Annotated in this window: 16 protein-coding genes; 9 read left to right on the top strand and 7 right to left on the bottom strand. The window is 44.7% G+C overall.

Features of this window, described 5'->3' with window-relative positions; all coding sequences use genetic code 11:
- From hisB to hisIE, 5 genes are all read left to right on the top strand, one after another.
- On the top strand, positions 1–585 hold a 585-nt coding region (gene hisB, locus IQQ51_RS26775), incomplete at its 5' end, for an imidazoleglycerol-phosphate dehydratase HisB (RefSeq protein ID WP_228012714.1).
- A 9-nt stretch (positions 586–594) separates the two neighbouring features.
- Positions 595–1,209 (top strand): imidazole glycerol phosphate synthase subunit HisH, encoded by a 615-nt coding sequence (gene hisH, locus IQQ51_RS06880; protein ID WP_017060268.1) that lies wholly within the window; start codon positions 595–597, stop codon positions 1,207–1,209.
- Between the two features lie 43 nt (positions 1,210–1,252).
- A complete protein-coding gene (gene hisA / locus IQQ51_RS06875; protein ID WP_012604374.1) occupies positions 1,253–1,990 on the top strand; it encodes a 1-(5-phosphoribosyl)-5-[(5-phosphoribosylamino)methylideneamino]imidazole-4-carboxamide isomerase in 738 nt (245 codons plus the stop codon).
- Complete coding sequence (hisF, locus tag IQQ51_RS06870) at positions 1,972–2,745, top strand: imidazole glycerol phosphate synthase subunit HisF (protein WP_193840662.1); 774 nt, start codon at positions 1,972–1,974, stop codon at positions 2,743–2,745. Before hisA ends, hisF begins: the two co-directional genes overlap by 19 nt.
- Positions 2,742–3,392, top strand: coding sequence for a bifunctional phosphoribosyl-AMP cyclohydrolase/phosphoribosyl-ATP diphosphatase HisIE (gene hisIE, locus IQQ51_RS06865; RefSeq protein WP_009848800.1), 651 nt, complete (start codon positions 2,742–2,744; stop codon positions 3,390–3,392). The genes hisF and hisIE overlap by 4 nt, the downstream gene beginning before the upstream one ends.
- A 215-nt stretch (positions 3,393–3,607) precedes the next feature.
- On the opposite strand, the gene IQQ51_RS06860 is transcribed toward hisIE, so the two are convergent.
- The 4 genes from IQQ51_RS06860 to IQQ51_RS06845 form a co-directional block, all read right to left on the bottom strand.
- Positions 3,608–4,117 carry a YchJ family protein gene (locus IQQ51_RS06860; RefSeq protein WP_193840661.1) on the bottom strand — a complete coding sequence of 170 codons (510 nt, stop codon included), beginning with the start codon at positions 4,115–4,117 and terminating at the stop codon, positions 3,608–3,610.
- A 127-nt stretch (positions 4,118–4,244) separates the two neighbouring features.
- On the bottom strand, positions 4,245–5,462 hold the full coding sequence (locus IQQ51_RS06855; protein WP_052879875.1) for an EAL and HDOD domain-containing protein: 1,218 nt from the start codon (positions 5,460–5,462) through the stop codon (positions 4,245–4,247).
- A 123-nt stretch (positions 5,463–5,585) separates the two neighbouring features.
- Positions 5,586–6,320 (bottom strand): UDP-2,3-diacylglucosamine diphosphatase, encoded by a 735-nt coding sequence (gene lpxH / locus IQQ51_RS06850; protein WP_193840660.1) that lies wholly within the window; start codon positions 6,318–6,320, stop codon positions 5,586–5,588.
- Positions 6,321–6,696: 376 nt separating this feature from the next.
- Complete coding sequence (locus IQQ51_RS06845; protein ID WP_017060275.1) at positions 6,697–7,191, bottom strand: peptidylprolyl isomerase; 495 nt, start codon at positions 7,189–7,191, stop codon at positions 6,697–6,699.
- A 190-nt stretch (positions 7,192–7,381) separates the two neighbouring features.
- Between IQQ51_RS06845 and cysS the strand changes: the two genes are divergently transcribed.
- Entirely contained in the window at positions 7,382–8,767 is a 1,386-nt protein-coding gene (cysS, locus tag IQQ51_RS06840; RefSeq protein ID WP_193840659.1) for a cysteine--tRNA ligase, read from the top strand.
- A 99-nt stretch (positions 8,768–8,866) separates the two neighbouring features.
- Entirely contained in the window at positions 8,867–9,445 is a 579-nt protein-coding gene (locus tag IQQ51_RS06835) for a thymidine kinase (RefSeq protein WP_017060277.1), read from the top strand.
- A 160-nt stretch (positions 9,446–9,605) separates the two neighbouring features.
- On the opposite strand, the gene IQQ51_RS06830 is transcribed toward IQQ51_RS06835, so the two are convergent.
- The 3 genes from IQQ51_RS06830 to IQQ51_RS06820 all read right to left on the bottom strand — a co-directional run bounded on the left by IQQ51_RS06830 (position 9,606) and on the right by IQQ51_RS06820 (position 11,478).
- Positions 9,606–10,286, bottom strand: a complete 681-nt coding sequence (locus tag IQQ51_RS06830) for a YdcF family protein (RefSeq protein ID WP_193840658.1) — start codon at positions 10,284–10,286, stop codon at positions 9,606–9,608.
- Positions 10,279–11,133 carry an NAD(P)H-binding protein gene (locus IQQ51_RS06825; RefSeq protein ID WP_193840657.1) on the bottom strand — a complete coding sequence of 285 codons (855 nt, stop codon included), beginning with the start codon at positions 11,131–11,133 and terminating at the stop codon, positions 10,279–10,281. Before IQQ51_RS06825 ends, IQQ51_RS06830 begins: the two co-directional genes overlap by 8 nt.
- A 114-nt stretch (positions 11,134–11,247) precedes the next feature.
- On the bottom strand, positions 11,248–11,478 hold the full coding sequence (locus IQQ51_RS06820; RefSeq protein ID WP_017060280.1) for a TIGR02647 family protein: 231 nt from the start codon (positions 11,476–11,478) through the stop codon (positions 11,248–11,250).
- A 257-nt stretch (positions 11,479–11,735) separates the two neighbouring features.
- Between IQQ51_RS06820 and IQQ51_RS06815 the strand changes: the two genes are divergently transcribed.
- Both IQQ51_RS06815 and focA read left to right on the top strand, forming a co-directional pair.
- A complete protein-coding gene (locus IQQ51_RS06815; RefSeq protein WP_050650227.1) occupies positions 11,736–13,043 on the top strand; it encodes an ATPase in 1,308 nt (435 codons plus the stop codon).
- Between the two features lie 362 nt (positions 13,044–13,405).
- Entirely contained in the window at positions 13,406–14,248 is an 843-nt protein-coding gene (gene focA, locus IQQ51_RS06810) for a formate transporter FocA (RefSeq protein WP_050621867.1), read from the top strand.
- Positions 14,249–14,485: the final 237 nt, after the last annotated feature.

Below are 14,485 nucleotides of genomic sequence, written 5' to 3'. Positions count from 1 at the left end.
CTGACGGTTAATGCGCGTATTGCTGAAGTAGTTCGTACTACTAAAGAAACAGATATCAAGGTTGCAGTAAACCTTGATGAAACTGGTGGCAACAAGATCGATACCGGCATGGGTTTCTTCGATCACATGCTTGATCAAATCGCGACACACGGTGGTTTCCAAATGAACCTGACTGTAAAGGGCGACCTGCACATCGATGATCACCACACAGTCGAAGATACCGCTCTGGCTTTAGGCCAAGCATTGAAAGATGCACTTGGCGACAAACGTGGTATTGGCCGTTTTGGTTTTAGCCTTCCAATGGATGAGTGTTTGGCTCAGTGTGCGCTAGACCTTTCTGGTCGTCCATACCTGAAGTTCGATGCTAAGTTCAGCCGTGAGCAAGTGGGTGATCTTTCAACCGAGATGGTGGTTCACTTCTTCCGCTCTCTAACCGATACATTGGCTTGTACGCTACACCTTTCTTCTGATGGCAATAATGATCACCACATCATTGAGAGCCTGTTCAAAGCGTTTGGCCGTACTCTTCGCCAAGCAATCAAAGTTGAAGGTAACGAGTTGCCAAGCAGCAAAGGCGTTCTGTAAGGGTTCGGTATGAAAGAGCAAAAAGTCGTTATTATTGATACGGGTTGTGCCAACGTTTCATCGGTGAAGTTTGCGATTGAACGCCTTGGCTACGCAGTTGAAATTTCAAAAGAACCAGAAGTGGTTCTTGCTGCCGACAAGCTATTCCTACCCGGTGTAGGTACAGCAAGCGAGGCAATGAAGAACCTGCAAGAGCGTGACCTTGTTACCCTTGTGAAGCAAGTAGAGAAGCCTCTGTTAGGTATCTGTTTAGGTATGCAGCTGTTAGGTAAACTGTCTCAAGAGAAAGGCCAGAAGGCTGACGAGTTAGTTGAATGCCTAGGTTTGTGTGATGGTGAAGTTCGTTTACTTGAAACGGGCGACTTGCCATTACCACACATGGGGTGGAACACCGTAACGGCAACACCTAATCATCCTCTATTTAAAGACATTGAAGAAGGCGAATACTTCTACTTTGTTCATAGCTTCGCAATGCCAGTGGGCGACTACACAATCGCACAATGTGATTACGGTAATCCGTTCACTGCGGCGGTTCAAAGTGGCAATTATTATGGTGTTCAGTTCCACCCAGAGCGATCTTCGAAAGCTGGCTCTAAGCTGATTCAGAACTTCTTGGAATTGTAATAAGGATTAGGCAGCGGCTAACGTTGCCATATAAGGAATGTAAATGATTATTCCCGCGTTAGATTTAATTGAAGGCCAAGTAGTTCGCTTATTCCAAGGAGACTACGGGCAAGTAACAGAATACAAAGTAGACCCAGCAGAGCAGTTTAATCTGTATCACCAAGCTGGCGCTGGCTGGCTGCACCTTGTTGACTTAACGGGCGCAAAAGACACAACGGCTCGTCAGTTAGACTTGATTGCTAAGCTCCTTGCTAGCACGCCTGCGAACATCCAGATTGGTGGTGGCGTGCGTAATGAACAAGATGTCGTTGATCTGCTAGAAGCTGGCGCACAGCGCGTTGTGGTTGGTTCTACAGCCGTTAAGCAACCTGAGTTGGTGAAAGGTTGGATGGAGAAGTACGGCGCGGAAAAAATCGTTCTGGCTCTAGACATCAACATTGACGAAAGCGGCACACGTAAAGTGGCGATTTCAGGTTGGCAAGAAGATTCAGGCGTGACCATTGAAGCGCTAATTGAAGACTACCTCACGGTTGGCCTTAAACACGTTCTGTGTACAGATATTTCACGCGATGGCACGCTAGAAGGATCAAACGTAGAGCTTTACGTTGATCTTTGTAAGCAGTACCCACAAGTGCAATTTCAATCATCGGGCGGCATTGGCAGCCTAGCTGATATCGAAGCGCTAAAAGGCAGCGGTGTTGCGGGTGTGATTGTGGGTCGTGCACTACTTGATGGCAAGTTTACCGCAGAGGAGGCATTTGCATGTTGGCAAAGCGAATAATCCCTTGTTTGGATGTCCGTGATGGACAAGTGGTTAAGGGCGTTCAGTTCCGTAACCACGAAGTTATTGGTGACATCGTTCCGCTAGCACAACGCTATGCAGAAGAGGGCGCTGATGAACTGGTATTTTATGACATCACCGCATCAAGCGACGGTCGTGTGGTGGATAAGAGCTGGGTAAAACGCGTAGCAGAAGTGATCGATATTCCTTTCTGTGTGGCTGGTGGTATTAAATCAGCAGAAGATGCAGCGCGCATTCTTGAGTTTGGTGCAGATAAAGTATCAATCAACTCCCCGGCATTGGCTAACCCACAGCTGATCACTGACCTTGCTGATAAGTTTGGCGTGCAGTGTATCGTTGTCGGCATCGATTCATACTTCGATAAAGAAACCGGTAAATATCAGGTTTACCAATTCACTGGCGATGAAGCGCGTACGAAAGCAACCAAATGGGAAACCAAAGATTGGGTGCAGGAAGTACAGAAGCGTGGCGCAGGTGAGATTGTGTTAAACATGATGAACCAAGATGGCGTTCGTAACGGCTACGACATCGATCAGTTAAACATGGTGCGTGAAGTGTGTAATGTGCCATTGATTGCCTCTGGTGGCGCTGGCGCAATGGAGCACTTTGCTGAAGCCTATAAGAAGACCAACGTGGACGGTGCATTAGCAGCTTCGGTATTCCACAAGCAAGTCATCAATATTGGTGAACTTAAACAGTATTTAAAACAACAAGATGTAGAGGTGCGACTATGAGTTTTGAAACCGCAAGCTTATCAAAAACAGAAGTAGGCGCATTGTCAGAGCGTATTAACTGGGAAAAAGTAGATGGCTTAGTGCCAGCTATTGTTCAAGATTACCAATCGAGCCAAGTGTTGATGATGGGATACATGAACCCAGCAGCACTTGAGAAAACCGGTGAAACAGGCAATGTGACGTTTTTCTCTCGCACCAAAGAGCGTCTTTGGACGAAAGGTGAAACGTCGGGCAACGTATTGCAACTGCAAAACATCGCCTTGGATTGTGACAGCGACACCTTGCTGGTTAAAGTTAATCCCATTGGCCCAACATGCCACACAGGTACAACAACGTGTTGGGATGGAGACAAGCAAGAAGAGTCTCAGATGGTGTGGCTTCATCAGCTTGAGCAGCTACTGGCTGCCCGCAAGGACGCAGACCCTGAGTCTTCTTATACTGCCAGTCTATATGCCCGTGGCACCAAGCGTATTTCGCAAAAAGTGGGCGAAGAAGGCGTTGAAGTCGCGCTTGCGGCGACGTCGGGCGATAAGGCGGAATTAGTGTGTGAATCAGCAGATTTGATTTACCACTTGATGGTTCTTCTTCAAGACCAAGGCTTATCGATGAACGATGTGGTGAACAAATTAAAAGAGCGTCATAAGTAAGCTCTGTTTAGATTAATCGAACCACGTAACAGATAGATAAAAGCCAGTAAACAACTATGTTTACCGGCTTTTTAGCTTTTTAGCTTTTTAGCTTTTTAATTTTCAAGATTTCTAAGCCCTGCGTCACTTTGCTAAACTCTGACTTTACGTCATTCCGAGGAACCTAAGCGACATCAGGAATCTCTTCTATTAATCTGACTTCTTAGCCGTGCGAGTTACCCACAGCACTTCTTATACTTTTTTCCGCTACCACAAATACATGGGTCATTACGGCCGATCTTGAAGCTTTCAACCGTTTGGTTTAAACGAGGATCGATTTCTGGTTCTGGTTGGTTTTGCTCTGGGAACTCACCGTCGATGTAGAACCATAGCCCGTTTTCACGAACGAAATGCGAGCGCTCTTGCATGCAGTATTGTGCGCCGTCTTCATTGAAGTAAGCTTTAAATTCAACAAAGCCTTCGTCTTGGTGCGAGCCCGCCGCAGTATCGATGACCTCTAACCCTGCCCAATCACTGTCGATAGATTCGGCGATGCCTTCTCTTTGTGCTTCGGCATTGCAGCTAGGGTGGTAAGTCGCAACAACATAGTCAACCAAACCCAACACGTGCGCCGAATAACGCGAGCGCATCAACTGCTCAGGTGTTTCAACGGCACTGTGGTTAAGGTGCGCTGATTCACAGCACTGTTGGTAAGTATTATTGCTACCGCATGGGCATAAAGGCATAGTCAGATCCTGTAAAAATGGCCTCTATTAAGAGGCCATAAATGAATGCGTGGGAGTTTACCAAGAAAAGATCGCTCACCAAAGTTTAGTTTCTATTGAAATTATCAAAGTGTTAGCGCGAAGTTTACTATTTCAAAGCTGGAGACAATAACTCTTGAGCCCAAGTCGTCGCTTCGTCATAAGCTTGACCAAGTTGAGCTTCACTCAGTTTGAGAAGCTGGCGAATACGAGTCGCTTCATCCCATCGAGCTTGTTCATACGCAACCACCATCGCCAATACTGCACCCAACACGCCTTTACGTTGAATCAAGGCTTGTTTGATCTCTAGGTCAATCGGCACTGAATCGAGTACTTGTTTCAATGGTTGGTCAAAGAGTGAATCCAATAGAGAAAACATACCGGTCAAAAAGGCTTGTCCAGGCTCTACCTTAACATTCATCTTTTCAACCAAGAGTTCACACTGACGTGCGCGTATTACCGCTAAGCCATAGAGTGAGTCCGGCTTATCTTCTTTCGCAGAGGCGATAGCCACCAGTGAGACGAATTTACGCAGCTTCTGTTCACCAAGGTAAATAAGCGCTTGGCGGAATGAACGAATCGTTGTTGGTGAACCACCCGCGGAGTTTACGTAGGTAAGTAGCTTGTAAGACATGGTCACATCGAGCGTAATCAAACGCTCGACTTCGCCAAAGTCGATAGGATCGTGTGCAATCTCTTTTAATAGCTGAACGGTCGTCAGGAATGCCGGGTTGAGCGCACGCGTTTGGATCATCTCAGGCTTGCTAAAGAAGTAACCTTGAAAGTAGGTGAAGCCGGCTTTCTTCGCTTCTTGGTATTCTTCGTATGTTTCCACTTTCTCAGCAAGGAACTTGATATCTAGCCCTTTGAGAGAGTTCATAAACATCGCTGCTTTGGCAATTGGCGTCAAACGGATATCGAACTTGATAATCGAAACGTAAGGTAAGAAGCGCTTCCAAGCTTTACTTGGCACAAAGTCGTCTAGCGCAATGGTATAACCCGCGTCAAAGATGGTTTTGATGGCTGCAAGTAACTCGTCTGTCGGTTCGCAGTCTTCAAGAACCTCAACAACGAGGCTTTCTTTGGGGAACAGAGTAGGGACTAAGTTGATTAGGCTTGCATATGGGAAGTTCACGAACCCAAGCTTATCACCCAACGTGTTGTAGTGGGTCGATAAGAAGTGATCGGAAAGCAAACGGCTGGTAGCGAGCTCCGGCTCTACTTCAGGGAAAGTGTTCTTAGGACCATCCCTGAATAGCAACTCGTAACCTATGGTTTTCTTGCCTGTGTCGAGTATTGGTTGACGCGCTACGTATGAATATTTCAACTTGGTACTGTGTTCGGTTTATTTCTGGTAGAGAGATAATAGCTAATTCACTAGAAATTACCATACACTTTCTAAGAAAGTCTGACCGACAATAATAATCAAAGTGAAAGTTTAAGCGTGATGTTAAAAGCTATTGCTAAACGCTCGATTCTGTAGTTCAAAACTTTGCGGCGTGAACACCAGCACTGAGCCTTGTGTATACCAATCGCCAAGTACGATACGGGTTTTAGTGCAATTGTTAGCATTAAATGTATGGATATCTGGGCGGTGAGTATGGCCGTGGATCATCAGATCGACATTGTTTCGTTCCATCACATCTTCGACTTCTTGCTGTGTAACATCCATGATGTCGAGAGACTTGGTCTGCTTGTCATCTTTGATATCTGATTGAACCTTAGAAACAATTTTCTTCTTGATGAAAAATGGGATTCGGTTGAAGACCCATTGTAACCATGGTTGATGCACTTTCTCACGAAAGGCGAGGTACTTTACATCTTCAGTACATAGTGTATCACCATGCAACACCACCGCTTTTTGCCCGTAGATATCGATCGTAGAAACTTCGTCGAGAAGTTTCACTCCCGTTTGTTTAGCAAATTTTTTGCCGACTAAGAAGTCACGGTTCCCTTGAGTAAAGTAACAAGGCACGCCTGTTTTCACTAAGTCGATAAACGCTTGGCGGATAGAAGTCGCGAACTCACTCTTATCGTCGTCACCAATCCAGAACTCGAAAAGGTCGCCTAATACGTAAAGTGCATCCGCTTCTATGGCTTCGTTCTTCATGAAGGTTAAGAAGCAGTCTGTGATGTCTTGTCGTGACGGAGAAAGGTGCAGGTCTGATATAAAATATGTTTTCATAGGTCTAAAAAAAGGGAGCGATTCGCTCCCTATATCCTGATTTTATCGGCTCATCAATTATTAATACTAGGGCGTGTTGACCTTTGGCGGTTAAATTTTGTTCGGATGGGGCGCCTAGTCAAAAGCGTTTTAATCGAGGCGAGGGATAGGAAGCCTAGTCATTCTAAGCAAATTTCCCTCAACAAAGAGTAGAACGCTTTATGCGGGGGCGCCCAGCTCGAACCTTTTGGGCGGCGTTTGCTGGTCATTTCTACTGCGTTATCGGCTTCTCATGTAGGCTAGCTACACATCAAAGCCTATGCCTTGTATAAATCCCCAGCAACTCGCTGCAAAAATCAGCTCAAAAGGTCAATACGCCCTAACCGAAAGCAAGTAATTAAGCTTCGATTGTAGTACCAGTGATGATCACTTCTTCTAGAGGTACATCTTGGTGCATACCCATAGAACCAGTGCTAACACCTTTAATCTTGTTTACAATGTCCATGCCTTCAACAACTTCTGCGAATACACAGTAGCCCCAACCGTCTAGGCTTTCGCTACGGAAGTTTAGGAAAGAGTTGTCGTTAACATTGATGAAGAACTGAGAGCTCGCTGAATGCGGTTCCATAGTACGAGCCATTGCTAGCGTACCAACTTTGTTCGCAAGACCGTTGTTTGCTTCGTTCTTGATCGTTGCACGAGTTGCCTTTTCTTTAAGGCCAGAAGTCATGCCGCCGCCTTGAATCATGAAACCATCGATAACACGGTGGAATAGTGTGTTGTCGTAGAAACCGTCACGGCAATACTGTAGAAAGTTTGCGCTTGTTTCTGGTGCTTTTTCTTCGTTAAGTTGAACTTTGATGTCACCAAAATTTGTGTGAAGGATGATCATGATTGTTACCTTACTGTCTTTTTAATATGAAGTTCGAATTCTAGCGCATGTTGACGGACTTTCAAATCACCAAATCATTAACTTAACTCGGATGTTTGAGGTAATTCCTGCTTTGGGGGATTACCTATTAAGGTATGACTTGTTATACTGCGAGCTTATTTTTGATTAATCCATAAAATAGATAGAGATCATGCTGAAGATATATAACACGCTCACAAGACAGAAAGAGGAATTCAAACCAATTACAGCTGGCAAAGTCGGCATGTATGTCTGTGGGGTAACCATATACGATCTCTGTCATATTGGTCATGGTCGTACGTTCGTTTCTTTCGACGTAGTAACTCGCTACCTTCGTTACCTTGGTTACGATTTGAACTTCGTTCGTAACATCACAGATATCGATGACAAAATCATCAAACGCGCTAACGAAAACGGTGAGTCTTGTGACTCTTTGACTGAGCGTTTAATTGGTGAGATGCACTCAGACTTTGATGCATTGAACATGAAACGTCCAGATGTTGAGCCTCGTGCGACAGAATACATCACTGAAATCATCGAGCTTGTTGAAAAGCTGATTGAACGTGGTTTCGCATACGTTGCAAGCAACGGCGACGTGATGTTCGAAGTAAAGAAATTCGACGAATACGGCAAGCTTTCTAAGCAAGACCTTGATCAGCTTCAAGCGGGTGCTCGTGTTGATGTTGAATCTGCAAAACGTAGCCCATTAGACTTCGTTCTTTGGAAGATGTCTAAGCCAGGTGAACCTACATGGGAATCGCCATGGGGCCCAGGTCGTCCAGGTTGGCACATCGAATGTTCAGCAATGAACTCGTCTATTCTTGGTAACCACTTCGATATCCACGGCGGTGGTTCAGATCTGCAGTTCCCTCACCACGAAAACGAAATCGCACAGTCTTGCTGCGCGCACGGCACTCAGTATGTAAATACTTGGATGCACAGTGGTATGGTGATGGTAGACAAAGAAAAGATGTCTAAGTCACTAGGTAACTTCTTCACTATCCGTGACGTTCTAGCACATTACGATGCTGAAACGGTACGTTACTTCCTAATGTCTGGTCACTACCGTAGCCAACTAAACTACAGCGAAGATAACCTAAACCAAGCTCGTGCATCACTAGAGCGTCTATACACGTCACTTCGTGGCCTAGACCTTACAGCAGCTCCTGCGGGTGGCGAAGAGTACGTGACTCGATTCTCTACAGCGATGAACGATGATTTCAACACACCTGAAGCTTATTCAGTACTGTTTGAAATGGCTCGTGAAATCAACCGTATCAAGCCTGAAAGCATTGAAAAAGCAAGCGGACTTGGTGCATTGATGCGTGAACTAGCAGACATCATCGGTATTCTTCACCAAGAGCCAGAAGCCTTCCTACAAGGTGATGCGGCAGGTAACGACGACGAAGTGGCTGAAATCGAAGCGTTGATCAAACTGCGTAACGACTCTCGTGCTTCAAAGGACTGGGCAAACGCCGATCTTGCACGTGATAAGCTAAACGAGTTAGGTATTGTTCTGGAAGATGGCCCAGAAGGTACGACTTGGCGTCGTAAGTAAATCTTATAAAAAGGGCTGATTTTCAGCCCTTTTTTCTAGCACGAATTCTCTATTTTCACCTTTTTCTATCTTCAACTTTTAAATAACAGGAATATTTCTGTGGCTCAGATGTATTTTTATTACTCGGCAATGAATGCGGGTAAATCAACAACGCTTCTTCAATCTTCATTCAACTACCAAGAACGTGGCATGACGCCAGTGATCTTTACGGCAGCGTTGGACGATCGCTATGGTATCGGTAAAGTGAGCTCACGAATTGGTCTGCAATCTGAAGCTCAGCTGTTTAAAAATGACACCAACATGTTTGATGCGATCAAAAAGCTCAATGAGGAAGAAAAGCGTCATTGTGTTTTGATCGATGAGTGTCAGTTTTTATCGAAGGAGCAGGTGTACCAACTAACAGAAGTGGTTGATAAGCTGCACATCCCAGTACTTTGTTACGGCCTACGTACCGATTTCTTGGGTGAACTGTTTGAAGGTAGCCGTTACTTACTGTCTTGGGCAGATAAACTTGTTGAGCTTAAAACAATTTGTCACTGTGGCCGTAAAGCGAACATGGTCATTCGTACCGACGAGCACGGTGTGGCGATTGCTGAGGGCGACCAAGTGGCTATTGGTGGTAACGATAAATACGTTTCTGTTTGCCGTCTGCACTACAAAGAAGCGTTAGGTAAATAAGCTGACCTACAGATGCTGACATTGCTAACGCGAAAGAACGAAAAACGGTGACCAAGTGTCACCGTTTTTGTTTATGGGCCTGTGTTTTGCTTTCTTCCAAGCCGAGCTTTTATTTTATTCCCAACCGAGCTTTTATTTTATTCGAAGTCGATCTTTTGATTTATTCGAAACCGAGCTTCTTCAATGCTTGATAGGCGTGGTCAACGTCGTCGGAGATGGGCATCTCAATCTGAAAGCCTTTCTCTGGGTAGGATTTGATTCGCTCGTAATCAGCAATTAATGCGCCTAACACCATATCTAACGGTAGCTCTTCGTTAAAGTAATCATCCCAGTTTTGCCATCGCGACGTCACGGTAATCTCGGAAGTTTCGTCAGGCCACTGTTTACTGAAGGTGGCGTAGGTACGTTTCTCCATGAAGGGCTTCTGAACTAAGGTTAGCCTCTTCGGCGATAACCCTTTTTCTGTCAGCAACTCATGAGTGAATCGTACATTTTCCCCAGTATTTGTCGCGTGTTTCTCTATGATAATGTCAGAGTCAGGCACACCACAATCTCGCGCGATAGAAGCGAATGTTTCAGCTTCTGAGCGCTCAAAGCTCCCTTCTGTAAAGCTTCCTTCGGTAAAGCGTCCCACACCGCCAGAAAAAACGATGTAAGGCGCGATCTGTTGGTGATAAAGCTCGGCTGCATATTCCGCGACGCGAGTATCGTTGCTACACAATACAAAGATACAGTCGGAAGGCGTAACCTTGTGACCCATAGACATAAAGTTCCAAAGGGTGTCGACTGAGCGATGTAGTTTTATGTTGGGATCATTGTTAGCAATAGATTGTTCAGTCATGAAGTGCGTCCAGTGTGGATTCGAATTTAAATGAATAACCTAAGTCGAGAATCTTCTTCGAAGAGATTAACTTGTCTGGGGTATCAACAACAGCGGGCAGAGGCTCACTGCTGTTGGCGCTTTTCAGTGCCGCGGCATAAAACTCCGCCTTACTGACTGTATTTGGCGTGGTCACGTTAACTACTTCGTTGTGCAGTTGACTGATAGCGAAATCGACAGCACCAATCGCGTCATCAAGGTGCAGCATGTTGGCTGGAGCTTGTGTGCTGACTTGTTTTAACTTGCTTGCGAAGCGTGATGGGTGACGGCTTGAGCCGATTAAGCCACTAAAGCGAAGAATGGTGTAGTCGATACCGGAATCAATCACTGACTGTTCAGCTTGCAGCATGATTCGTGCGTTATCGGAAAATGAAGACGCGTTTTCGTTACCTGAGGTTGAAAGGGGGAGTGATGCATCCAGCTCGTTCAACACACCCGGCTTGGTTGGGTATACCGTGGTTGAACTAACCATAATGAGCTTTTTAATGTTGGCCTTTTGGCATGCATTGGTGAGTTGCTGCCAATAGTCGGCATACTCTTGTCCTGCTCCTTTTCTAAAGCCAGGAGGGAAGCTGCCAATCACAATTTCAGTGTTGTTTTCGAGTAACAATGAATAGAGTCGCCCGATAGTCTGTTGTGGATCGGATGAATCAAAGCTAAACACTTCACATGGAATTTGTTCGCTACCAATGGCATCTGCTCCCGCTTGGGTCGTTTTCGTGACCACCACTCGGTTACCATGTTTTTCTAAATGTTCAGATAAAGGTGCACCTACCCATCCTGCACCGACAATAAATATAGAAGCCATGTGTTCCTCACAACTGCAAATGACGAATTTACATTAAGCCTAACAAAGCTTTGCCCAAAAATGAAAAAACTCCACGGCCGAAGCAAGTGGAGTTTTTACTAGAACAATGGAGTTTTAGTTTAGTACGCGAAGAAGCTTGTCTGCGCGCTCTGCCATCTCGATACCTTCATCTGTTAGGTAACCGCCGTCTGGCTGAGTACAAAGGTTTTTTTCGAATAGGCGCTTAACAGCGTCTTGAGTTTCTTGAGCAGCCTCTTGATGAACTTTAATTCCAGTAGCAGCACTACTTACATCAAATTGAAGAAGGAGGTTTAAATCAGCAATATGTTCAGCGTTGTACTTCATAATTAACCTATATATTCATAACGTTCTCTACCTTCACCTTAGTGCGCATTCTCGGCTCAGGCAATAGCAAATAAAGAGAATTGATAAGTGATACCAAATTGATTGATTAATCATCGAGTGATGAGTTTATTTTGGTTATATTGGGTGATTTGCACCCACTTAAATCATCAATGATGTTTATTGCTAAGTGGTTGTAATATATTGTGACTAGAAATAATTTGCATTGAGCGAATATTGTATAAAAAGGATATGCATAAGTGAGAGCGAACAAAGTAGCATTAACGATCAGTATGCTATTTGCTATCTCAGGTTGTCAAAGCACACCCTCAGAGCAGACAGACGCGAACCAAACCACAAACAACAATAATGAATCGACAATAGAGGTCCGTTCATTTCAGTCTGTCCAAAGCGTTTACTCCGAATGGGAAGTTAAGCTTGAAGACCATGCTCAATTGTCTCTCTATGCACCAGAGAATTACAATGAACTATTAGACGCATGGGATGATGCTGAAAGCATTTATGCGGACTTACTGAAAGACGAAACTCGGATAACCAAGAGTTACTCCATTTTCTCGAGCCTAACTTACGCTGAAGCCTTCGATGAAAAAATCGCGTTGATCAAATCAAACTATGACTCGATCTTAGTGTTAAAGAAGAAGGCTGACCGAGTACTTGCTGATTCGATTGTCCAAATGGATTACCTGAAGTTCTTGGGCGCAGATACCATGTTTACCTCGAGCTACAAACGTTTGTATTCAGAATACAGCGAGTTGTTCGAGTATGTGCTGGTCGATGAGCTTGAAGACGCTCAAGAAGCGCAGGTGGAATTTCTTAACAATGCCCGTTTACTAGAAGTTAAAGTGGCGCATAAGAAATACATCGAACCTTTGAAGAACGAATTAGAGTTCTTGGAAGATGAAGACTTTGATGACGTTGCTCCTCTAACCTTTGCTAAGGCGGCATCTCAAATTGCGTTGGCTGAAAGCCAAGTGAAAGCTAGCCCTCGTGAAAAGTCGATCATTGAAGATGCGGTTCACGCTGCAGAGTTTGAGTTGAACCATGTGCGCAGTGTCGCTCATGAAGTCAAAGTGCTGGCGAGCGTAAAAGGCGACCAGTTCGAACAGTCGGTTTTGAATGCCGAGAACCAGCTACTGAGCATTTCACAAATCGTTAATGATGAAGATTACCGTGATGTTGGTTTACGTCAGCAATCACAGAAGATAGTAGCGAGTGTTAAGGCGTTAAAAAGCTCTGATATGACAGGGCTTTTAAAGTCAGAGATTGAAACTTTGACTGAGCAATTGGCTAAGCTGGAGTCTGAAAACCAGAAGCAAGCGCAGCAACTGTCTGAAGCAACCAAGCACAGTGAGTTGCTCGGTGAGCAGATTACCAAGAGTGATGCTCACATTAAAAGCTTAGAAGAGTTAGTGGATAGTTTGAAAAGCTTAGGTGGCAAAGTTGCCAACGAAAGTGACTCTGGTGTGATGTCCCCGGCTGTTGAATCTACTCTAGAGGATTCAACCCTAGAACAATCATCAGAAGAAGTGATTGAACCTTCGGTTTAGCATCACTAATTTCTTTATTTGTGATTGAGTTAAAAGCGCCTTAGGGCGCTTTTTTACGTTCTGTTGATCTATGTCAAAATCTAGAAATAAAAGCGCTCTGTGAGCCATTTTAGTGTACGTTATTCTTTTGGTTTTAACGTAACTTGTTGATATTTATAGGTGTGTTATTTTCTATGCTGATAACTAATCATTCAGCAGAGTTTTCTTTTTACTACTAAAGTCGTATGAATTTGGAATAACTCGGACTATTTGCTTTCAACAAGGCTGTTAGAGCTATTTTGTGCCTAAAATAGCTCTTGAATTCAGAAATGAAAGAGAGGATTATCGCGCTCCCGACGACATGTTTCAAAATGTAAATCATCATGAATCTAAACCAATTTGACTCATTATTACCGCCACAAATGGCTGAGCGCGCTGCAGATATTGGCGTAGGTAAAGCAACCAAAGATCCAATCAAATCTTTTCTCCTAGCGATTTCCGCTGGCATACACATCGGTATTGCGTTTGTGTTCTACACCATCGTAACGACTGGTGCTGGTGATTTGCCTTGGGGTATTACTCGCCTATTAGGTGGCCTTGCATTTAGCTTGGGCTTAATTCTCGTTGTTGTTACCGGTGGTGAGCTATTTACCAGTTCGGTGCTGACTCTGGTTGCTCGTGCAAGTGGCAAGATTAGTTGGCGCACGCTCGTTAAGAACTGGGCTACAGTTTATGTAGGTAACTTGATTGGCGCATTGCTGCTGGTGGCTTGTATGTTACTGACCAAACAGTACATGTTCGACCATGGCCAAGTGGGTTTGAATGCAATGGCGATCTCCCAACATAAGATGCACCACGATTTTATCCAAGCTATCGCGCTCGGCATCATGTGTAATGTATTGGTTTGTATCGCGGTATGGATGACGTTTAGTGGACGCACACTGACTGACAAAATTGCGGTAATGATTTTACCTGTAGCGATGTTCGTATCGGCTGGTTTTGAGCACTGTATTGCGAACATGTTCCAAGTGCCTTTAGCTATCGGCATCAAAACATTTGCTCCAGCTGAATTTTGGACAATGACAGGCGCTAACCCAGCGGACTATGTTGATCTGAACATGATGGACTTTTTAATGAACAACTTGCTGCCCGTTACCATCGGTAACATCATTGGCGGCGGTATCTTTGTTGGCATGTGGTACTGGTTGATCTACCTACGTGACTAATAAAGGTGGCGCTATCGACAAAGATGGCGTGACTAGCTCAGTTGACGAGATGAGTTAAAGCGCAGTGAAAACACTGAACTGACTTATGACATTTACAAGACGGTCTGCATTGCAGGCCGCTTTTTATTTGTGGAAAACCTACTTCTTCATCTCTCTAATGATCATCTGAGTACGCAACAGCGCTGATCACCATGTGTGTATATGTCTTTGAAATCACCCAAAGATCAAAGGCGATGA

The organism is Vibrio sp. OPT18, from assembly GCF_015163615.1.
Classification (GTDB): domain Bacteria; phylum Pseudomonadota; class Gammaproteobacteria; order Enterobacterales; family Vibrionaceae; genus Vibrio; species Vibrio coralliirubri.
The sequence above is the reverse complement of the archived record's forward strand: the minus strand, read 5'-3'. Positions and strand labels throughout refer to the sequence as shown.